Consider the following 22,161-nt stretch of genomic DNA (forward strand, 5'->3'; position numbering starts at 1 on the left):
TTTTCGGACTAGCTTCTGCCGGTTCTATTGTTTAACTTTTAATCTTTCGGTAAAAATTTACCGAAGTATTGCTAAAAAAAACATCCATATAATATGTTGTTTTGTAAGTTTTATATATATTTGCATCGTTTTATTAAATCTATTTTAATAGAAAGAAATTAATCCTAAACAAATAACAGATACCCGTTTATTAGAATAGAGACAATAAACATAACTGACCTTGTATTAATTTAAATTTAAAACCATGTTAGATCGATTTAAAACTGTAGGCATGCTGTTTGCCTTTTGGGGTGCTTCTACGGGAACGGCATCCGCTTTTACCCCCCCTATAACACATTGATACACAGTGATATTACACAACAAGACGGTGTATGTAAAGGTGTAGTAAAGGACAATCAGGGAGAAACTGTCATCGGTGCGTCCGTTGTTGTAAAGGGAAGTACCAATGGTACCATTACAGGTCTTGACGGTGATTTCACCCTTAACAATGTAAAGAGAGGTGATGTTATCCAGATTTCTTACATCGGCTATGTGAGCCAGGAAGTCGTATGGCAGGGAACTCCGCTTAACATCACATTGAAAGAGGATTCCCAGACGTTGGAAGAAGTCGTGGTGGTAGGCTTCGGCTCGCAGAAAAAAGCCAACCTGACAGGTTCGGTTTCGCAGGTCAAGATGGACGATGTGCTGGGCGAACGTCCTGTAACCAATGTCAAGAATGCCCTGCAGGGTTCTATGCCTGGCCTGATGGTAAGTGGTGGTGCATCACCGGGTGAAGCAAAAAGCTTCAACATACGTGGTACAGTATCCATCAACGGTATGAATCCGCTGGTGCTGATTGACAACGTCGAAGGTGATATAGACTTGCTGAATCCGGAAGATATTGAAAGCGTCACCGTACTGAAGGATGCGGCATCGTCTGCCATCTATGGTGCACGTGCAGCTGCCGGTGTTATCCTGATTACCACCAAAAAAGCCAAGAAAGGCGAAAAGTTCAACTTGAACTACAACGCCAATTTTGGTTTCCAGACTTCTATCAACAGTCCCAAACAGGCTTCCCTTGACGAATACCTGAGAGCTTACCAGGCTGCCGGTTTCTCTGAAACTTACTATGCCGGAAACGGATCCGTGAGTAAGTGGCGCGAATACCTGGCCGGGTATAAGGAAAATCCTGCTGCTTATCCTACCGTGGGTGACGGTATCTATATCGGTGAAGACGGTGCTCCCTATTACCTGAACGACAAGGATGTGTACAAGGCCTTTCAGGAAACCAGCTTCATGCAGACGCATAATCTGACTGCCAACGGAGGTACTGAAAAACTGCGCTACCGTCTGAGTGCCGGTCTCACCAAAGAAGACGGGCCGCTGATTGAATCGAAAGATACCTACATGCGTAAAAACATCTCTTCTTTCATCAGTGCAGACATCACCGACTGGCTGACACAGGAGGCAGATTTCCGTTATACCGTGGCAGACCGCTCAGAACCGATGGGTTCCGGTGACGGTATCTACTGTATGAATCACATCTCGTTCTATCCTTCAGGTATGATGCCCGGTTCGGTCAATACATCGGTAGACAAAGACTTGCCTCTGATTACTCCTGAAAACCAGATCCGCTATAACAACCCGTATCTGACAGACACCGATAACACGCGTATCTACCTGCGCACCATCCTGCGTCCCATCAAGGGGCTGGAGCTGGTGGGTGAATATACCTACGACCGAAAAAACTGGCAGAAGTCATACTATGCCAAAAAGTGGGAATATACTACAGAGCAGCTGGGTTCCAATAATTCAGTTACTTCAGACTATCTGTTCAAGAGCGAAGACCATGAAGACTATAATGCCCTGAACCTGTATGGTACGTATAACTTCTCAATCAAGGAAGACCATATGTTCAAGGTAATGGCCGGTTTCAACCAGGAACGTAAGCAGAATTCATGGATTTCCGTACAGACGCACGATATGATTGCTCCTTCGGCTCCGTCATTCACCAGTGCCACAGGAAAAATCATTCCTCAGAACTCATACAGCGACTACGCTATCCGGGGAGCATTCTATCGTATCAATTATAATTATAAAGACCGCTACCTGTTCGAGGTCAACGGTCGTTATGATGGTTCTTCCAAGTTTCCTAAGGATGACCGCTTTGGGTTCTTCCCGTCCTTCTCTGTCGGTTGGAACATTGCCCGGGAAGCCTGGATGGAAAAGGCATTGGATTATGTAAGCGACCTGAAACTGCGTGCATCCTGGGGACAGATCGGTAACCAGAATATTGGTAACTACGGTTATTATTCTACCATGCAGCCGGTGGGTAACAGCAACTACTGGCTGAAAGACGGTGAATTCATTACTTACATCAGTACTCCCGGTCTGGTATCCAATTCCTTCACCTGGGAAACCGTAGAAACCTTGGATATCGGTTTTGATGCTTCCATGTTCAACAGCCGCCTGCAGGTGACTTTCGACTGGTACCAGCGTACTACCCGTGATATGCTGATAGCCGGTATCCAGCTTCCTGCCGTAGTAGGTACTTCTGCTCCGATGCGGAATGCAGCTGACATGCGTACACGCGGTTGGGAAATTGCCGTAAACTGGCGTGACCAGATTGGCGACTGGAAGTATAACGTAGGCTTCAACCTCTATGATTATAAGTCAAAAATTACCAAATACAGCAACAATGAAGACAAACTCTTGTCTCAGAATTACTACGAAGGAAAGACATTAGGTGAAATTTGGGGTTATGTAAGCGACGGGTTCTATACCATTGATGACTTTGACGGTCCCGGTACCTGGCAGCTGAAAGACGGGGTTGCTTCGCTTGACGGATATAATCCGCGTCCGGGTGACGAGAAATTTGTGAATCTGAACGATGACCGGGGTACTAACGAAATCAATAGTGGCTTGAATACGGTAGATAGTCCCGGAGACCAAAAGGTAATCGGAAACAGCACTCCGCGCTATAACTTCGGAGTCAATTTAGGAGTAAGCTATAAGGGATTTTCTTTGAGCGCCATCCTGCAGGGTACTGCCAAGCGTGATGTATGGATCGGAGGCATGTCACTCTTCCCCTTCGGCGGCAGTGCAAAAGCCTATTATCCGGTGTTCTACAACCAGACCGACTATTGGGAACCGATGGGCAGCTGCGACGGACAGTACACCGAAAACGACCGCGAATATTGGATAGCCAAGAACCCCGATGCGTCTCTGTATCGTCTCTACAGCAATATGCAGAACCATGGTTCCAACCAGCGTGCGTCCACCAAGTATCTGCAGAACGGTGCCTACATGCGTCTGAAGAACATCACCCTGGCCTATACCTTCCCCAAGGCACTGATCAGCAAAGTCAGCCTCAGTGCACTGAAGGTATTTGTCAGCGCAGAAAATTTGGCCACCATCAGTTCACTGCCTAAAGGCTACGACCCCGAGAGATTGAGCTGGGGATACCCGTTCTACCGTACTCTTTCATTCGGTCTTAATGTTACACTCTAAAACCTACGATTGAACCATGAAAAAGATTGCAAAATATACAGCCATTGCCGCATTGGCCATAGGCTTTGCGGGATGTAATGACAGCTTTCTCGATAAAGCTCCAACTACCACCATCAGTGAAGTGACGGCTTTCGAATCCTATAAGTCCACCCAGGCCTATATGTGGCCATGCTATGCCATCCTCTACAATACCACCATTGCCACCTCGCCCAATGACCACGGCTATGCGTCGGTATATAATGGTGATCGGAATGCCGGTTATTTCTCCAACCGTACACCGGGAGGATATAATGCCTATGCCTTCCAGACGGTAGCTCCGTCCTCTTCGGGCAACGGCTGGGATTTCGGCTGGATCTATCACATCAACATCATGCTGAAGGGACTGGAAACCTCTTCCATGCCTACTGCCGAGAAAGAACACTGGCAAGCGGTGGGATATTTCTTCCACGCTTTCTGGTATATGGAGTTGATCAACCGCTTCGGTGATGTGCCTTGGATTGATAAGGTGCTCGACCCCGACACCGATGAGCCTTACGGTCCGCGTACTCCGCGTGATGAAGTGGCCAACAACATCCTGACCCGTTTGAAATGGGCGGAAGAGCACATCGGTAATTTTGAAGAACAAGATGGCAGAAACGCCATCAATCAGGCTTGTGTCCAGATGGCCTTGTCGCGCTTTACCTTGCGTGAAGGTACCTGGCGGAAATATCACGGTCTGAATGATGCAGACAAATACCTCACGGAATGCGTACGGGTATCGAAAGAACTGATAAACAAATATCCGGAACTCTATACCGGTACAGACGGTCAGCCGGCTGCCGGCTATGGCGAACTGTGGACATCGCCCAGTCTGGCCAATGTGCCGGGCGTGATTCTGTACAGAGAGTACAAGACCGACTTCCTGACCTCCATGTTCAATTTCCGCGAACGGAATGACCAGGCAGTCTATCAGCTGTCACAAGATATGGCTGATATGTATCTGACCCAAAACGGTCTGCCCATAGCCAATGCACAGAATACACAGTATAAGGGAGCCAGCAAGGACATCTACGACATCTTTACCGACAGAGACCCGCGTATGTATCATACGGTGACTCCTCCTTACTCTGTCATACAGGGAGGCACCGATAAACCGGCTGAAAACCCAAACTGCAGCTGGGGATATGATACCCGTGATCCCAAATACCGCAAGTTCATTGATATTATGGGGGCGGATGTTACAGTATCTAATCCCGGCAAGGCCGGGCAGATGAAACGTTTGCCCATCAGCAACTGGAATGCAGGTAATCTGATCAAGAAAATGCCTAACCTCAGGGGTGACAACGGACCTTGCAGTACTGCATCGGGCTATTATCTGTGGAAAAACTACAATGGCTGGGAATTGAGCAACAACAATTCAGCCATGTGCGATTCTGACAAGCCTATCTTTAAGGTGGAAGAAGCAATTCTGAACTATGCCGAAGCTGCTTGCGAACTCGGACAGTTTGACCAGGCTGCAGCCGACATCTCTATCAATCGCCTTCGTAAACGTGCCGGTGTAGCCGACATGGAAGTGGCCAAGATTGACGCCTCGTTCGACCCGAACCGTGATAAGGGCAACAATCCTCACTGGTCCGGTGAAATGCCTGACTATGAAGTAGAACCACTTTTGTGGGAAATCCGCCGCGAACGCATAGTTGAATTGATGGGTGAAGGTTTCGGCTTCTATGATGTACGCCGGTGGGCCAAAGCTCCTTATTTCATCAACCGTCAGGAAAAAGGCATGTGGTGGAGTATGGACGATCCTCTCTATACGGCCAACACCAATGGTATCCTGAATACCGAAACAGGCTTGAAAGATGAGACACTCCGGGAAGGTTATATCTATGTTCAACCCAGTCCAAAAGTGGAAGGGAAGGGATGGATTGACAAATACTACTTGTATTGTGTACCTACCGAACAGCTTCTGCTGAACAGGAATCTAACCCAAAACCCGGGATGGCCTACGGTTAATGAATAGCTTATACAGAAGTCGGAGCAACTTGACAGATGGAGTGTTGTTCCGACTTCTGCTTGTTACCCGACAGATTTTTTCTATCACCGTTGCGCAGCATACCTTGAACCCGCATTTCCTGGTGACACTGCCGGGGAATGCACACAGATGCAATAGTCAAGAATTAAAGCCAAAACTTTTTCGGTTTAATTTCAAAAGTCAACAGATATCCAGCTATTAAAAGTAAGATAGACCTTTTGGGGACAAACGGAAAAGATACATGTGCAAAAATTGCCAAAAAGATTTGCCGAATATCAATTTTAAACTATTTTTGCCTGAGAAAATAACCAGTTAGCATAAAAAACCACAGAGAACAGCTTAATGTTCCTCTGTAAAATAACAGTTCTATTTATAAATTGAATTTCTCGAAACCTTATGAGAATTATTAGTGTTAAAAAAGTATCAACATTCATTTTGTTCCTTATAGGAACTATGGTCGGTTGTCAGCACAAGAAGTGTCAGTTGCAGAACCTGAATTCGTCAACAGTTACTGCATCCTTACCAGTGACAGTACCATGAAATTGTTACCGAAAGAAAACGGAATGATAGGTAAACATGAAACCAAGACCAAAAGTTTGCTCAATAAGATTTCGAAAGTTGCCGATGTAGCTGGTTCAGCTGGTGCATTAGGTGCAGTAATCGGTGTCAATTCCGATAATGTATCAGGTGCCATGACAGGTATCAAGGTACTGACCACAGCAAGCAGCGTAGGTGATGTTGCTTCGTCTGCCAGTTTCCTGGCAGGTTCCGTCGGCATGGATGTTATCTTTTCAGGAAAATCATCTAGCTATGTCCATAAATTATGATGGCAAGGATGTGCGTTTACTCATCAAGTCAAGCAGCAATGAGGAAGATCCGCTCGGCATCTATCGCATTGTAAAATTCAATACGCTGAAAAAACAGCGCCGTATCCAATGGTTTGAATTTGAGCCTGCCGTTTTAGCCTCAGAAGAGGCGCAAAAAAGCGTTTTTTTTAAACTTTACAGGACACAAATACGGAGAACAAGCTTACTTACCGTTCCCGCATCGGAAATTGAAAAAGGAGAATATGGGATATTTTTCATGAGTATTATTACAGCTACATCCATTCCCGTGGGAACTTTCAGCATTCAATAGAATCCAGTTTTGGAATAGTTTTGTCTTATGAGTACGGCTTCTAGAAATATGATGTGGTGATGTGGCGGCTGAGCACCCCAATGTGGTGCACGCATGAAGGAAGTCACCTTTGCGCAGTATACACCGAATCCGCATTTTTCGGTGACACAGCCGGAGAAGTGAGAAAAATGGAGATCTTATAAAGAATATTGCTTCAGAAGAAACATTAAGTAACCATTCTATTTTCCGCCTTGACACGCATGTTCCCTAAACCTACCTTTGCGCCGTAACCCTTAAACAACAATGATTATGGCAAAAGAAAAAGTAAACTACCAGGAGGTATATGACCTCTATCAGTTATGCAGTGAGACCAAGGATCTTCGTGAGCTCTGTGCGGATTATGGAGTAAATTACGACAAGTTCATGAACTGGCAGCGTCATCAGCTATGGAGCGAAAAGTTAGGCAAGACAGTTCAGGTTGAGCAACCCAAGGTTGCCAAAGTCCGGATAACCGGCAAGCCTTGCAACAGTCCAACCGTAAAGTTGGAGGTGAAACAACCTGAAGGTGAATCTCCGATTAAGTGGGTAAAACTGCAATTGACATCAGGTGCCACATTGTTCCTGAGAAACACCACAGTTCTTGATTTGAGTCTGTTGCTTAATAAAATGATAGGATGATATGCTTGGACTGAGTGCTAACCTGAACTATTACCTGTTCAACGGTAATGTGGATTTACGGAAAGGCATCCCGTTTGTGTGAGAGTATAAGGGAAGAGATGTCACTTGACCCGAGCGATGCATCCAATGTATATATGTTCATGTCCCGGAACCGGAAGGTTGTGAAGATACTTCATTACGAACGCGGTTTTTATGTGCTTTACGAGAAACGTCCTGTTATGGGAAAGTTCAAGAAACCTGTGTTTGATGAAGTTTCCAAATGCTACCGGATACAGTGGTCTGACATGGCTTACCTGACGGAAAGCATCGTAGTGGACAGGATGTATGTAGTCGTCCCTTAAAAAGCCCATTTTTGAAGGTGTGTCGTAATACCCGATGCACCTTCTTTGGGCATAAAAAAGAAGGTGCGAATTTTGACACACCTTCTTCTGTTTTTTATTCCTTATCTGTTCATTATCCCATTAACCGGAACACTGGCGAAATAAACCAGCGTTTATACATCAGAGTTGCCAGCTGATAAACGAAGAAAGCACTCACTAACCCTACCAGTGAATCAACCAGATAATGTGCCTGGATATATACCGTAGCACAACAAAGCAAAACATAAAAAGGAGCAAGTACCGCCGCCAGCTTCCGGCTCACTCTCCAGGCCATGATCATAACAATGGTAGAGATCGCAACATGCGAACTTGGGAAAGCTGCCGTCGGACGTTCACCGACTTCCTGGGATGCTTCCACCAGCTGATAAAAGAATCCCTGATCGTAACCGGGCCCCGGAACCAGATAATCATTCCAGTTGAAATAATCTCCAATCGGAGGAAATATTCCGGCATTCACTTTATCCATACCAATAGCCGGGAAATAAAATTGCGGACCAGCCACCGGAACAAGGATGTAAAATAAATAATAAATAAAAAATGAGGTAACCAGTACAAAACAGATTTTTTCAAACCATTCAAAATGCGTCAGGAAATACCACACCGTCACCACCAGAATCATAGGATAATAAAAGAAATATCCCATATTGAACGGCTCACTGAACCAAATAGACGGACAATGTTTACTGAACTCTACGGATGGCTGACACCCGAACAGTCCCTGCTCAACTGTAGCAAAGATATAATCCAGGTTCGGGAATAAACGATTAAACTCAAAAGTATCCGGATACCAGTAAGCTAAGAGTGACATTTGTACGGCCATCCGCACAAAAGCAGTCAGACGGCAAGGAAAAGTCTGATACAATGCAATCAAACCGAAAGTAAGTGCCACAATACCGGCACGTTCCAGCAACATTACTCCCGGATGATCCATTCTCGGGAATAACAACAATATCAGCAAGGACGTCAGGGCATTATATATCAGACTTATACTTTCTACCGCAAACAGTCCTTTTCCGCTCTCTACACGTTCAAACAATTTCACAGCCATCCCTCCTTCTTATACCAGTCCATGGTTTCTTTTACTCCACGTTCCAAAGGATACTGCGGCTGATATCCCAGTTCTTCTTCCAGAGGACGGATGTTGCACTTCCAGTTACGCTGACGCATAATCTTATATTTATCTCCATTCAGTGTGACAGGCTTGCGTGTGAATTTGCTCACCAGCTCACAGACCCAGGAAATAGCACGAAGAATCACCAAAGGACAGGTCAGATGAATCATCCACGGATTTCCCAGTTCCTTCCGGATCAGTTCGGCAAAGGCACGCGAGTCATACACCTTTCCGTCGGTTACAAACCATTCACGACGTACGACGCCCTTTTCCAGCGCCAGAAAAACGGCCTGAACCAAATCCTTTACATACACGAAAGTCAGATCCTGACGCCGGAAACCGGCACCAAAGTCAACATGTCGTTTCACGGCCTGTGCCATCAACAAATAATCACGTTCACGAGGGCCATAAACTCCCGTAGGACGAAGAATGACATAAGGAAATTCAGGAAGAGAACGAAGGTACTCCTCTGTATGCAGTTTACTGAGTCCATATGCTGTATCCGGACAAGGAGTATCAGACGGTTCAATAGGAGTCCGGTCATCTTCTCTCACCGGGCCGAACACACTAAGCGAACTGAGCATGACAAAACATTTGGGAACCATGTCCAGGCGTTGCAATGTCTCTATCAGATTACGGGTAGCCCAGAAGTTTCCAATCTCAAAATCAGCTTTGTCCAGACATTTGGTTACGCCCGCACAATGGATAATATAATCCCATCCTCCGTGCTTACGCTTATGAAGAGCCAGCTGAGCCTCCAGAGAATCAGAGTCAGTCAAATCCAGTTCCGCAAAATTCAGCCGACTGTCTGACAGATAACGACGGCTGCTTCTCCCGCGTACTCCGGCCCACACCTGCATCCCGCGTTCCAAAGCCTCATCCACCAGATGACTGCCAATGAACCCGCTGGCGCCGGTCACTAATATTCTTTCTTTCATTGGTTTCCTGTTTTGATGAATCCGCATGATCAGGAAAAGAGTTTTTCCACAGGCAAGCAACAGTTCAAACACTTCCGGACGGCCTTATGACATTCATGCTTCATCAATATTGATTTTTGATTAAATTTAGTGGCAAAGATAATAGTTTTTCAGTTCTTTCACTTAAAATATAGACAGTTATTCATCCACCTTTCCATTTATTTTGTTTACTTTGTAGTAAATCATCAAAAAGGAATTAACATGGCTAAGAAAAAGAAAGAAAAAAAAGGCGGAAAACGCATGAAAAAGAAAGAACTGGTGGAACTGATCATCAGTTACTTCCGCATCAGGCCGACTGAATCAATCAATCTCAAGCAGTTGTTCCAAGGGTTGAAACTCACCACTCATCCATTGAAGATGCTTTGCGCAGAAATCATCGAAGAAATGGCAGAGGATAATTTCCTCATTGAAACAGAAAAAGGACGCTACAAGCTTAACGATAAAGGTCAGATTCTCACAGGAACCTTCCAACGGAAAAGTAACGGAAAGAACCTTTTCATTCCGGACGAAGGAGGAGAACCCATCTTTGTGGCAGAACGCAATTCTGCACATGCCATGAATAATGACAAAGTGAAAATCAGCCTTTGCGCCAAACGGAAACGTCATGAACTGGAAGGACAGGTTATAGAAATCCTTCAAAGAGCTGAAACCAACTTTGTCGGCACTTTGAAGGTCAGCAAGAATTATGCATTCCTGCTGACAGAAACCAACACGCTGGCAAACGATATTTTTATTCCCAAGGAAAAGCTGAAGGGCGGAAAAGATGGAGACAAAGCAGTTGTTAAAATCATAGAGTGGCCGGAGGAAGCCAAAAACCCGTTCGGAGAGGTTGTTGATATCTTAGGAAAAGCCGGAGACAATACCACCGAAATGCATGCGATTCTGGCGGAATATGGCTTGCCTTACACTTATCCGCAGAATGTGGAAGCTGCAGCTGACAAACTTTCGGCTGAAATCACTCCTGAAGACTATGCCGAACGTGAAGACTTCCGCGACGTGGTGACATTTACCATTGACCCCAAAGACGCAAAAGACTTTGACGATGCGCTTTCCATCAGACAGCTGAAACCCGGATTATGGGAAGTCGGTGTGCACATTGCAGACGTATCACACTATGTCAAGGAAGGAAGCATTATTGATAAAGAAGCTGCCAAACGTGCCACTTCCGTATATCTGGTAGACCGCACCATTCCGATGCTTCCAGAACGTTTGTGTAACTTCATCTGCTCCCTCCGCCCTGACGAAGAGAAACTGGCCTATTCGGTAATCTTCGATATGAACGAAAAAGCAGAAGTAAAAAATTACCGCATCTGTCATACGGTAATCCGTTCCAACAGACGTTTCACTTACGAAGAAGCCCAGAATATCATTGAAACCGGTGAAGGAGACTATAAAGAAGAAGTTCTGGAACTGAACCGTCTCGCACAAATCCTGCGTGAGAAACGACTGGCTGCCGGAGCAATCAATTTCGACCGTTGCGAAGTGAAGTTTGAAATCGACGAAAAGGGAAAACCTGTCAGCGTCTACTTCAAAGTCTCCAAAGAAGCAAACAAACTGATCGAAGAGTTTATGTTGCTGGCCAACCGGACCGTAGCTGAACATATTGGTAAGGTGCCTAAGAACCGGAAGCCTAAAGTATTCCCTTACCGTATCCATGATCTTCCGGACCCGGATAAACTGGATAATCTGAATCAGTTTATTGCACGCTTCGGCTACAAGATCCGCACCGGAGGAAGTAAAAACGAAGTATCCAAGTCCATTAACCGGCTGTTAGGGGACATTGAAGGCAAAAAAGAACAGAATCTGATTGAAACCGTTTCCCTACGAGCCATGCAGAAGGCCCGCTATTCAATCTATAACATCGGGCATTACGGACTGGCATTTGACTTTTATACCCATTTCACCTCACCGATCCGCCGTTATCCGGATTTGATGGTTCACCGGTTGCTGACCCGTTATCTGGCAGGAGGAAGAACCGCTCAGGCAGACAAATATGAAACTCTTTGTGAACACAGTTCTGCCATGGAACAGACAGCCGCCAGTGCCGAACGTGCTTCCATTAAGTACAAGCAAGTGGAATTCATGAGTGAACGGATCGGACAAGTTTTTGAAGGAGTGATTTCCGGAGTAACCGAATGGGGATTGTATGTGGAAATCAACGAAAACAAATGTGAGGGCATGATACCGATGAGAGATCTGGGCAATGATTATTATGAGTTTGACGAGAAAAACTATTGTCTGATCGGCAGACGCTTTCATCGCAAATTCAGCTTAGGAGATCCCGTCAAGATCAAGGTAGCACGGGCCAATCTGGAAAAGAAACAACTGGACTTTACCCTGGCTGACGAATAAAAAACAAGAAACAATTATAACCACCATTGCCACGATGTATCGAGCGATGGTGGTTTTTCTATATCCAGCCTTTTCCCTTCGGGCAACTTATTTTACCCTCCGGTTCAACTGATTATTTGCTTTCTCGGGACGAGATTTGCCCACACGTTTTCCACTGCTTTTCTTTTTTCCTGCCTGCTTAGCCTTAAAAGCAAACGGATTTTTCTTATTTACTACCATATCATAATATATTTACGCAAAAATACACTATTTTTGCCAAATAACAAACTTATCAACAAGCCTATGAGCCCATTTGATTACACTCCTATACTGACACAAGCCGTCGACGAGCTTTCTGACAGCCTGTCCTATCAGGGGCTTTTCCATCAATACAAAGATGGTGAACCCTTGCCCTCCGGAAAAACACTGCATCACATTGTGGAGCTGGCACGTGCCATTCTGTTTCCAGGATACTTCGGTAATCCTGCCATCAACAGCCGTACCATCAATTACCACATTGGAGTTAACATTGAAGAACTGTTTGGTCTGCTGACCGAGCAAATTCAGGCCGGCTTATGTTTCGGAGTGGAAAACAATGGACTGGACAATAATGAGAACGAACCTTGCAGAGAAAGTGCCACCCGCCTGGCCGCACAATTCATCAGCCGGCTGCCATCCATCCGACATACATTGGCCACAGATGTAGAAGCAGCCTATTATGGAGATCCGGCAGCTACCTGTTTCGGTGAAATCATCTGTTGCTACCCCATCATCCGGGCCATAACCAATTACCGGATTGCTCACGAACTGTATATGCTGAATGTTCCGTTAATTCCACGCATCATTACAGAAATGGCACATTCAGAAACCGGCATTGACATCCATCCGGGAGCACAGATCGGCCATCATTTTACCATTGACCATGGTACCGGTGTCGTGATCGGAGCAACCTGTATCATCGGAAATCATGTAAAACTCTATCAGGGAGTAACCCTGGGAGCCAAAAGTTTCCCGCTGGATGAACAAGGCAATCCCATCAAGGGAATTCCACGCCATCCTATCCTGGAAGATGAAGTAATCGTTTATTCCAATGCCACTATCCTGGGACGCATTACCATCGGCCGCGGAGCAATTATAGGAGGAAATATCTGGGTCACCGAAAGTGTGGCTCCGGGAATGCGTATCGTTCAGCGAAAAGAGTAACCCTTTCGAACGCGCCTGGAAATATCATTATCCTGAAAATATTCAAAGAGAGCTTCTGAATCCTGCTTCAGGGGGATCTGAAATCCCCCTGAAACAGGATCAGGCTTAAAAGTTTGTCTTCTTGCCTGTTTCTCTTTTCAGTTCCTCAAAGCGCATCATCATCCGGCGCAATACCTTAGGCTCTGATTCAGACAAATCATTCTTCTGTTCCGGATCTTTCCGGATATTATACAACTCGTATGTTCTGTTTTCCCCGGGATAAGGAGGAATCATTACCCAGTCCCCTTGCCGGTAAGCATAATCCAGCATACCTTCAATAACCAGCTCATTACGCCCTTTTCTGTTCTTTCCCAGGAAGGTCTGTAAAGTATTCTGGCTGTCGGTACGATCCGGATAACTCTGTCCCACCAGAGAAGCCAAAGAAGCCAGCAAATCCATCTGACAGACAAAAGCATCTGATACTCCCGGTTCAACAACTCCCGGCCAACGTACAATGAAAGGAATACAGGTACCACCGGCATACCTCATTGTTTTCCATCCCCGATAAGGCCCGGCAGGCTTGTGACTGCCTACCAGCTCTTCAGCCTGATCCTGATATCCGTCGTCCAGAACAGGACCATTATCGCTGGTCAGAATAACCAGAGTATTATCCGTAAGATTCAGCCGGTCCAGCTCCTTCAAGAATTCCTCAACGCACCAGTCGGCTTCAAGAATCACATCCCCGCGAGGCCCCATGCCACTTTTCCCGATAAACCGTTCATTAGGAACCCGGGGAACATGAGGCTGATGAAGCCCATAATAAAGAAAGAAAGGACGGTTCTGATTTTCCTGAAGGAAATGTTTGGCTTTCTCCAGGAAAAGCTCAGCCATGTCTTCATCGCGCCATTGCGCAGCCTTGCCTCCCTTCTGGAATCCGATACGCGGCACTCCGTTCACGATCGATCCTCCATGCCCCACACTCGGATGCATCCGTAACAGTTCCGGATTATCCTTGCCGGTCGGTTCTCCGGGAAAGTTCATACGATAATTTACGTACAACGGATCATCCGCAGACAAACCTACTCCTTTTCCATTTTCAATAAAAATACATGGAACCCGGTCATTAGTTGCAGCCTGTATGAACGAATAATCATAGCCGACTTCTTTGGCTCCCGGATAAATCGGCTGATTCCAATCCACAGCACCATCTCCAAGCCCAAGATGCCATTTTCCCACAGCGCCAGTTACATATCCGGCAGAACGCATCATCTTCGGCAAAGTGATCCGGTGAGTATCTATGATCAGAGCAGCATTTCCCGGAAGAATCTTTGCCTGAGGATTACTCCAAGGATACATTCCCGTCAACAGAGAATAGCGGCTGGGAGTAGAAGTTGCCGCCGTACAATAAGCATCAGTAAAACGCAATCCCTCGTTGGCCAGACGATCCATTCCGGATGTCTGAATGGCAGTCGCACCATAACAGCTCAGATCTCCGAAGCCCAGATCATCCGCTTCAATAATCACAACATTAGGACTCTCCATTTTAGTCTGCCCATATATACCTGCAGGCACTAAAAGCAATCCTCCAATCAAACCTATTTTCATATATCAGATCTTTTCAATTACGACAATACACAGTTAAATTTCTCCATACTCTCCGCCAGCATCAAAAGGACGATTCATCGGCATAACACAGACGATTCTGTTGTATCATGCCGGTGAAACTTTTGTTTCGTCTTGAAGAAACTTCTGTTTTCTGCTGGTGAAACTTTTATTTTCTATTAGTGGAACTTTCAGTTTCAACTGGTGGAACAAAAAGTTTCAGCTAGAAAAAACTCCTGTTTCATCCTAAGAAAACACTTCTGTTTACCATATACTTCTGCCTCATCGTGGGAAAAAAGATCTTACGGGAACAGGATCTTTGCAATCTTCCGGGAATATGCTTCCGCATACTGAAACATACCCAGGTCAGTAGCATGCACTCCATCCACCTGACTGTCCATGCTCAATCCCAGTTCCTCAAAAGTCATATAATACAGTCCATCCACCTTCTGCTTGAGTTCCTGATAGCAGAGACGAAGCTGTTCATTGGTTTTTTCAAATCTGCTTCTTTCCGCATCCGAAACCCGATATCCCATATATCCGTCATGTTCAACCAGCAGAATCGGTGCCTGACTTTTTTCACGCAAGATGCGTATTCCTTTCGCCATCCGATCCGCAATCAGTCCAACCCGGTCATCTTCTGTCATATTAGGCATACAGTCGATAACAAACAAAGACGCATCAGTCTCAGCCAGCAGTCTGAAAAACTCCTCCTCTAAGCGTCCGTTTCCGGAAAATCCCAGATTGACCACAGGGAAATCGAGCTTTCTTTGCAGAATATTGGTCCAGGCCATACCGGGACGCGAGGCGCATGCTCCCTGCGCAATGGATGTTCCATAAATCACTACAGGCTTCTTCTTTGACGGAGCAGCAAACTCAAAATGACTTCCGGCCGGTACACCTATTTCCATCAGGTTTACTCCATTGTAAAGAGGCAGGTAAAGACAGAATTCATTTCCTTTGTCCGACTGACGAGGATAAGTAAGATTATCATATGTATAACGTACCGTATCTCCAAAAGAATATTTTCCGGCACACCATAAAGCCTGTCCGTCAGCATCCTTCATGTACAAATCGACTCCACTGACTCCCGTTGCCGGCATATGCGGCATAGAAAAGCCAGATGTAACCGTGTATTTCACCTGTATTTTCGATGCATTTGTCTTGAACTTAATATACAAGCCTGCACTCTGACAGGACAAATCCCACAAAGCTTTCCGTACCACCTTCTCTGCACGGTCCGGAAGACGATGATATTTTGCACCGATCTCTTCATTCCAGCAACGTCCCTGTACAGGGATTTCCCCTTTACCAAAAGGATTATACCAGTCAGTCTGTGCAAAAATCTGGACACTGCTCCACAAAAGAACAGCTAAAATTCCCAAAGAATGTTTCATATCAGTCACTTTTTAAAACTTCTCATTAAAGGCACTCTTGATAGGTCGGGCAATCCATACCTGCGGTTGTTCAACTCCCAGCATAAATGCCACAGTACCTGCAATATCATACACCATTGTACTTTCGGTAATCTGAGCACCCTGCTTGATACCTTTTCCATAAAAGACAATCGGTGTCTGCATCTCATTCATCGTCTTACCGCCATGACCGGTTCCTTTTCCCCCATGATCGGCAGAGAGTATAAATACGGTCTCGTCCATCATTCCGGCCTCTTTTACTGCAGATACGATCAGTGCCAGAGCCTGATCCAGATGAGTCAGCATCTTAAAATAATCTTCTGATTCCCAACCTTTGCTATGTCCGGCACCATCCGGCTCACCGAAAATAACCGAACAAAACATCGGTTTCTTCTCCTTGAGGTAAGACAATACATCCTTCAGTTCTTCTTTGGAGTTTTCAGCAGACAGATTCAAAGGCTGAACATGATTAATGGCCAAAGTATCAACCAGGTATTTCATGCCATTCCATTCATAGAAGAAACCAAGTTCTGCATCAGGATATTTGGCTCTGATACCACTGTAGATATCCGGAAATATACCATGTTCGTTGAGAACCCGAGAAGGCAGGTCAGGTGTAGAACTACCCCACTCAGTATATCCGTGAAGTTCCGGACCTGCTCCCATAAACATCGAAGCCCAGTTGACGGCACTTGAAGAAGGAAGAACCGAACGGTTTTCCAAAGTGTAACAGCCATCCTGCATCATACTGCGGAACTGAGGCATTTCCGCACCATTATTCAGGCTGTATGAACTCAAGCCGTCGAAACCGACAAGAACAATATGCTTCGGAGGATTCGGCAGAGACTTTCCATTCTCACTTCCACTACAAGACAAAAGGACGCATGACAAGATGCTCCAAACGACTAAATACAATTTTTTCATAATATAAATTCTTTAAATGTTTATAACCCTTATTTCCCATCAGAATAAATGTTCCCTTCAACACAAAGTTCACCTCATTTACTACTTTGCAAAGTTTTTACTTTAAAGGAACAAAAACAATATATGCATCATCTGCTTTTTTCACTGCCAAAGATAATACTTTGGGAGCATTATTTTCAAAAAAAAACAAAGGGACGTTCCATCCGGTCAGGCAAAATACAACCTCCCCCATACAATGGAATCTCCTTTTTCATAATCTTGAAGTCCAAAGCTTTCTTCCAGTCCAGGCCATTGGAAGAAACCATCATTCCTATATAAGTATGTGCATGAAAGCAAGCATAATAAACAGAATTCTTCTGATCACACCATAAAGACATGTCCTCCGTATCCCAGTCCTGAATAACCGGCTTATCCTGAAGAACAAATCCCCTATCCGGATAACTGGAAACAGCAACAGCCTGATTACGTTCAAATTTGGTAGAACCAGGCTTGTCCCCTTTCACAATCAAATAATAGCGTTTATCAACTCCTTGTACGATTGCAGGATTTACAACTAATGTTTCAATCGGTCCGTCAGGTTCCAGCAAAGGCTTTTCATTAATTGAAAATTCTCCATTCAGACTCTCGGAAGAAGCAACAAACGTACGCTGATTGACCCTCAAAGGTTGCCAGTTCTTATGAGAATAACCACCCCGGGCTGTCTCTATCAATTCTTCATTAGAGATATCTCTGTCTAAAGACGTACTGCAAAAATAAAGATAATATTTCCCCTCAAAATATTTAATCTTAGGATTATGAGCCGTTATCATATCTCCTTTCCGGTATACATCCTTTTCGAAATCAAGAACGGTATTCTGATAGTGATAAGGCCCAGCCGGATGATCTGCCACAGCATGTGCTATGGTCGAATGAGTCAGCCAGGCATAAAAAGTGTATGTCCGTTTCCAACGGGAATAAAACAAATGATATTTTCCGTCTTCCCCCTTAATCACCGAACTGCACCAATGATAAAAAGTGGAATCACGAAAAATATTTTCTGCCTTTACCTTCATGATCTTATCAGAGAAGGTAAGTTCATTCTCTCTGGCAAGAATATCCTGACAAGACTCCAATCCGGTGTCCTCTTCATTTGTCAGAAAATCGTCTGTCGCCGGATTTTCTCTCCCGTCCTTTTTCACAAAAGAAGAGATGTCTCTCTGTCCTGAATTATCGGACAGAGAGAACACCTCTTGAGAGAAAAAACTTATAATCAATACATTAAGAAGAAACAGCAATAAAGATCTTTTCATGAAAGCTTAATCTTTGAAATCAACAAACACGTCTTTTATGAAAGATACCAAAGGAAAGCTGCCCAACTTCTCCGGCAAGCCGATTTCTGAAGGAGTCGGCGGCAAGAATTTTGCTTCCGTACCCTTCATGGAAAGTCCGTTATGATCAAGTGTCACAATGCCATACAAAGGTTTGTCGAAGGTCAATGAATATTTCAACAGAGAATATTTGTCATTGATTTCTGCCGGATATCTCTTCTCAGTCTGGGTTTCACAATCTGCCCAAACATACGAGGCACTGTTGATCTGAACATAAGTAATCCCGTTAATCACATCCGTATAGTTGCTGTGATTGTGACCGCTAAATGCAGCAACAACTTTTGTAAATCCGGCTCTCTTGTTTTCAGCTTCCAGAATGTCGCGTACATCATATCCATTATTCATTGCTCTGTCTATACTCTGGTGAGAAAAAAGAATGCAGCGTTTGATTGTTGACGCCAGATCCTTTTTCAGCCATTCCATCTGTTCAGGATCCATAAAGGCCCGCTTACGGCTGTCTACATAATAATTGGCTTTATTATAAGGAATATATTTCCCCTCATCAAACAAATTATTTCCGTCAAGCACAATAAAATGGAAATCACCCTTGTCAAAAGAATAATAACGGCCCGGCATGCCGAATCCGGCAACAAACTCTTCTTTGGAATATTTATCCAGGTCGTGATTTCCCAGAACATGATACTTTTCTCCTTTATACTGATCCCATACTTTCTGCAAAGGCTGGCTGACACTGTCCAGACGAATAAAATCGCCCAACTGAATCAAAAAGTCTACATTCTCTGCATTAGCTGCATCCACTACAGCCTGCATACGTTCACGCCCATCAGGAAGATCGGGAGCATGAAGATCGGAAACAATAGCAAATTTAATGGGTTTCTCTGCTTGTTTGCAAGAGTACAATCCCCACATACTCAACACAATGAAAATGCCATAAAACAATTTAGTTTTCATAATATCAATTAATTTAGTATTCTATATCCTTCGCTTATCCAGGCAATCATTTGGTATAACGACATAATACTATTTCTGAAGCCAACGGGTCAAAGAAGTTGTTGGAGTCTTCACTACAAACTTATAAAACTTGGAAGACGGATACTTTCCTAAATCCACAACAAAACGTCCTGTACTGGCTTTTACCCGGCCTATTTCTGACCAGTTATCCTTACCTCCTTCTTTATAAGCATTGGTTGTAGCCATATAAACAACAGCCTCATCTTTGGCACCTTCCCCTTTCCAGCATAAAGTAACCTGATTGTCATAAGGATGAGTTGTCAGCTCATAAATATCCGTAGGACCATAGAAGGATATACCATCTTTTTCAAAAGCTACATCTCTGGGCATCTGAAAATCCATAAAACGACAGATTGTAGGAAGTATATCTACCAAAGCTAAAGTAGGACGGGTAAACTGTGCATTCAACGCACGGACATTGGTTGAAACCCATACACTACGTTCGCGGGCCAATTGTCCACCATGATGATGTCCGCTTTCTCCACGGCCATGGTCTGTTGTCACAATCACCATCCATTCTTCATCAAACTTCTTTTCACGATATTGAACTGCCTCCCAAATCATTCCAACCAGATCATCTGTCTTATTTACATAACGGTCCATAAAAGCCCCATCACCATAAATATGGAAACCGGAATCGGTATACCACAAATACACCCAACTCAAATCAGGAGCATTCTCACGGATACAAGCAGCGGCTTCTTTGCATACAACTGAGTCAATATCAAAAATATGAAGGTCATCTTTCTTCGCAGGGAAACGATTCTTATCCAATTCATACCCATCACAGACATAATCTATTTTCAGATGATCAGTCTCAGGCTTTCCTTCACCGATCAATACAGTCCGGTTATCAGTCCAGCTGGAAAACAAAGCCGTCTTAAAATCTTTATTTTGATTCTTGGCTATCCGGAAAAGTGACCAATAATTATAATTGGGATTCAGATTGGAATTCCCATTTACATTATGTTTATTCATCCAGGTTCCTGTCAGAATATTCATGTAACCAATCGCTGATATGGTAGGAGTCTGCGAATATGCACCTACTTCTCCTCCCGTATAAGCACGGGCATAACCTCCCTTGGAAGCTATATCGAATATATTCTTCGGATGTACCCGCTCAATATAATCAGCAGGAATACCATCCAACACAATGTAAAGAGCCTTACGTGTTTTGCCTTGAAGGGCTGTCACACAACAGACAACCCATAAAAAAAATCAGTAACCGTTTCATCATAATACTATTATAAAGTTATGTTTAATAAACCCCAACTACCATACTGGTCAACATACTTTTCACACCCATCTTCTTGGGGCTGTTATAAAAAATTGCTGACCACATTTTAAACCCTTATTCCACATAGCAGAAATTGATTACAAATTAACAGAAATAATGGGAGAAAATAAATAATCTATTCAATTTTTTTGTTACTTTGCCCTTGGTTTTTGTAAGACCTTAAATATACAATCATAAAAAACAGACATTTACACACAAAGGTATCAATAAAATTACTTATGAAAAAAAGACTTTTATCATGGAGCGTATTAGGCTTGCTGTTACTAGGACAACCTGCCTTCTCGCAAAATCTGTTACTGCCGGTTCCTTCCGATAAACCCAGTAAAGCCCAACTCAAACAAATCGAACGGAAATATGGTATGTTCATTCATTTCGGAATTAATACTTTTCATGACGAAGAATGGACAGATGGCTCCAAACCAGCCGAATCATACGCTCCTTCACAAATTGATGCAGAACAATGGATACGGTCTGCCAAGGATGCCGGTATGAAATACGTTATCCTGATAACCAAACACCATGACGGATTCTGCCTTTGGGACAGCAAATACACAGAATATGATGTTGCATCTTCCGGAAATCATACAGATGTGGTAGAAGCTGTAGCCAAAGCATGCAAAAAATATGGAATAGGACTGGGACTGTATTATTCTTTATGGGACCGGAAAGTAAATCCGGATGTGGATGATCAAAGCAAAGACGCTGCCTACAATTCTTACATGATTGCGCAATTAAAAGAGCTGGTTGACAAAGTAAAGCCATATACACCTATCGTCGAATTCTGGTTTGACGGAGGATGGACCAAACAGAATTACCGCTGGCCTGTTATGGATATCTACCAGACCATCAAGTCTCAGGAGCCAGATTGCCAGATCGGTATCAACTGGAGCATTGGTTCCCCCGAGAATGTAGATGCCCACCCGGTACTGCCGGAACAGCAAAAAGCAGGATTCCCTATTCGTTATTTCCCCAGTGATTTCCGTCTGGGTGACCCGTATCTGCCAACCGATAATGATCCTAAGACTTTCACTCACGATGGTAAAGATTACTACATGCCATGGGAATCCACAGTATGTATCAGTCAGCGATGGTTCTATAATACAACAGACAATCAGTTTAAGTCTGTAGAAGAGCTGGAAAAATTATATCGTCAATGTACCAAAAACGACAATATCCTGATTCTGAACTGCCCTCCGGGAAGAGACGGTAAATTAAGAAACAAAGATATTGAGATTTTAAAAGAACTCAGAAAACGTTTAGGTATCTAATATATACGGAAAAAGAGGGTGTCATAACATTCAAATCTTAA

Annotated in this window: 16 protein-coding genes and 1 pseudogene; 9 read left to right on the forward strand and 8 right to left on the reverse strand. The window is 44.2% G+C overall.

The features are described 5' to 3' along the window. Positions 1 to 336: 336 nt before the first annotated feature. From BACCOPRO_RS10030 to tnpB, 6 genes and pseudogenes are all read left to right on the forward strand, one after another. The gene (locus tag BACCOPRO_RS10030) at positions 337 to 3,489 is read left to right on the forward strand and encodes a SusC/RagA family TonB-linked outer membrane protein (RefSeq protein WP_008143290.1); all 3,153 of its coding nucleotides are present in this window, start codon (positions 337 to 339) and stop codon (positions 3,487 to 3,489) included. 16 nt (positions 3,490 to 3,505) lie between these two features. Continuing rightward, positions 3,506 to 5,488: a RagB/SusD family nutrient uptake outer membrane protein gene (locus BACCOPRO_RS10035; protein WP_008143291.1), complete on the forward strand. Its 1,983-nt coding sequence runs from the start codon at positions 3,506 to 3,508 to the stop codon at positions 5,486 to 5,488. Between the two features lie 575 nt (positions 5,489 to 6,063). Further along, positions 6,064 to 6,327, forward strand: coding sequence for a hypothetical protein (locus BACCOPRO_RS10040; protein WP_156321746.1), 264 nt, complete (start codon positions 6,064 to 6,066; stop codon positions 6,325 to 6,327). Then, the gene (locus tag BACCOPRO_RS10045; protein WP_008143296.1) at positions 6,311 to 6,637 is read left to right on the forward strand and encodes a hypothetical protein; all 327 of its coding nucleotides are present in this window, start codon (positions 6,311 to 6,313) and stop codon (positions 6,635 to 6,637) included. The genes BACCOPRO_RS10040 and BACCOPRO_RS10045 overlap by 17 nt, the downstream gene beginning before the upstream one ends. A 288-nt stretch (positions 6,638 to 6,925) precedes the next feature. Continuing rightward, the gene (locus BACCOPRO_RS10050) at positions 6,926 to 7,294 is read left to right on the forward strand and encodes a hypothetical protein (protein ID WP_173585530.1); all 369 of its coding nucleotides are present in this window, start codon (positions 6,926 to 6,928) and stop codon (positions 7,292 to 7,294) included. Position 7,295: 1 nt separating this feature from the next. Further along, positions 7,296 to 7,635: pseudogene (gene tnpB, locus BACCOPRO_RS10055) on the forward strand (IS66 family insertion sequence element accessory protein TnpB). A gap of 112 nt (positions 7,636 to 7,747) precedes the next feature. Here the strand turns inward: tnpB and BACCOPRO_RS10060 are convergent. Then, complete coding sequence (locus tag BACCOPRO_RS10060) at positions 7,748 to 8,722, reverse strand: phosphatase PAP2 family protein (RefSeq protein ID WP_008143305.1); 975 nt, start codon at positions 8,720 to 8,722, stop codon at positions 7,748 to 7,750. Beyond that, entirely contained in the window at positions 8,713 to 9,723 is a 1,011-nt protein-coding gene (locus BACCOPRO_RS10065) for an NAD-dependent epimerase/dehydratase family protein (protein ID WP_040311417.1), read from the reverse strand. Before BACCOPRO_RS10065 ends, BACCOPRO_RS10060 begins: the two co-directional genes overlap by 10 nt. 240 nt (positions 9,724 to 9,963) lie before the next feature. Between BACCOPRO_RS10065 and rnr the strand changes: the two genes are divergently transcribed. Both rnr and BACCOPRO_RS10075 read left to right on the forward strand, forming a co-directional pair. After that, positions 9,964 to 12,114 (forward strand): ribonuclease R, encoded by a 2,151-nt coding sequence (gene rnr, locus BACCOPRO_RS10070; RefSeq protein ID WP_040311361.1) that lies wholly within the window; start codon positions 9,964 to 9,966, stop codon positions 12,112 to 12,114. 282 nt (positions 12,115 to 12,396) lie between these two features. Continuing rightward, entirely contained in the window at positions 12,397 to 13,296 is a 900-nt protein-coding gene (locus BACCOPRO_RS10075) for a serine O-acetyltransferase (RefSeq protein WP_008143309.1), read from the forward strand. A 105-nt stretch (positions 13,297 to 13,401) separates the two neighbouring features. Here the strand turns inward: BACCOPRO_RS10075 and BACCOPRO_RS10080 are convergent, their stop codons facing one another. The 6 genes from BACCOPRO_RS10080 to BACCOPRO_RS10105 all read right to left on the reverse strand — a co-directional run bounded on the left by BACCOPRO_RS10080 (position 13,402) and on the right by BACCOPRO_RS10105 (position 20,749). Beyond that, positions 13,402 to 14,817 carry a sulfatase-like hydrolase/transferase gene (locus tag BACCOPRO_RS10080; protein ID WP_246497820.1) on the reverse strand — a complete coding sequence of 472 codons (1,416 nt, stop codon included), beginning with the start codon at positions 14,815 to 14,817 and terminating at the stop codon, positions 13,402 to 13,404. Between the two features lie 362 nt (positions 14,818 to 15,179). Further along, positions 15,180 to 16,274: an SGNH/GDSL hydrolase family protein gene (locus BACCOPRO_RS10085; RefSeq protein WP_008143311.1), complete on the reverse strand. Its 1,095-nt coding sequence runs from the start codon at positions 16,272 to 16,274 to the stop codon at positions 15,180 to 15,182. Between the two features lie 12 nt (positions 16,275 to 16,286). After that, complete coding sequence (locus BACCOPRO_RS10090) at positions 16,287 to 17,216, reverse strand: alkaline phosphatase family protein (RefSeq protein WP_008143312.1); 930 nt, start codon at positions 17,214 to 17,216, stop codon at positions 16,287 to 16,289. A 176-nt stretch (positions 17,217 to 17,392) separates the two neighbouring features. Further along, on the reverse strand, positions 17,393 to 18,505 hold the full coding sequence (locus tag BACCOPRO_RS10095; RefSeq protein ID WP_008143313.1) for a glycoside hydrolase family protein: 1,113 nt from the start codon (positions 18,503 to 18,505) through the stop codon (positions 17,393 to 17,395). A 6-nt stretch (positions 18,506 to 18,511) separates the two neighbouring features. Continuing rightward, positions 18,512 to 19,495: a metallophosphoesterase family protein gene (locus BACCOPRO_RS10100; RefSeq protein WP_008143314.1), complete on the reverse strand. Its 984-nt coding sequence runs from the start codon at positions 19,493 to 19,495 to the stop codon at positions 18,512 to 18,514. Positions 19,496 to 19,564: 69 nt separating this feature from the next. Then, the gene (locus tag BACCOPRO_RS10105) at positions 19,565 to 20,749 is read right to left on the reverse strand and encodes an alkaline phosphatase family protein (protein ID WP_008143315.1); all 1,185 of its coding nucleotides are present in this window, start codon (positions 20,747 to 20,749) and stop codon (positions 19,565 to 19,567) included. Positions 20,750 to 21,070: 321 nt separating this feature from the next. Between BACCOPRO_RS10105 and BACCOPRO_RS10110 the strand changes: the two genes are divergently transcribed. After that, positions 21,071 to 22,120 (forward strand): alpha-L-fucosidase, encoded by a 1,050-nt coding sequence (locus BACCOPRO_RS10110; protein ID WP_008143316.1) that lies wholly within the window; start codon positions 21,071 to 21,073, stop codon positions 22,118 to 22,120. Positions 22,121 to 22,161 lie beyond the last annotated feature (41 nt).

The organism is Phocaeicola coprophilus DSM 18228 = JCM 13818 (genome assembly GCF_000157915.1).
Classification (GTDB): domain Bacteria; phylum Bacteroidota; class Bacteroidia; order Bacteroidales; family Bacteroidaceae; genus Phocaeicola; species Phocaeicola coprophilus.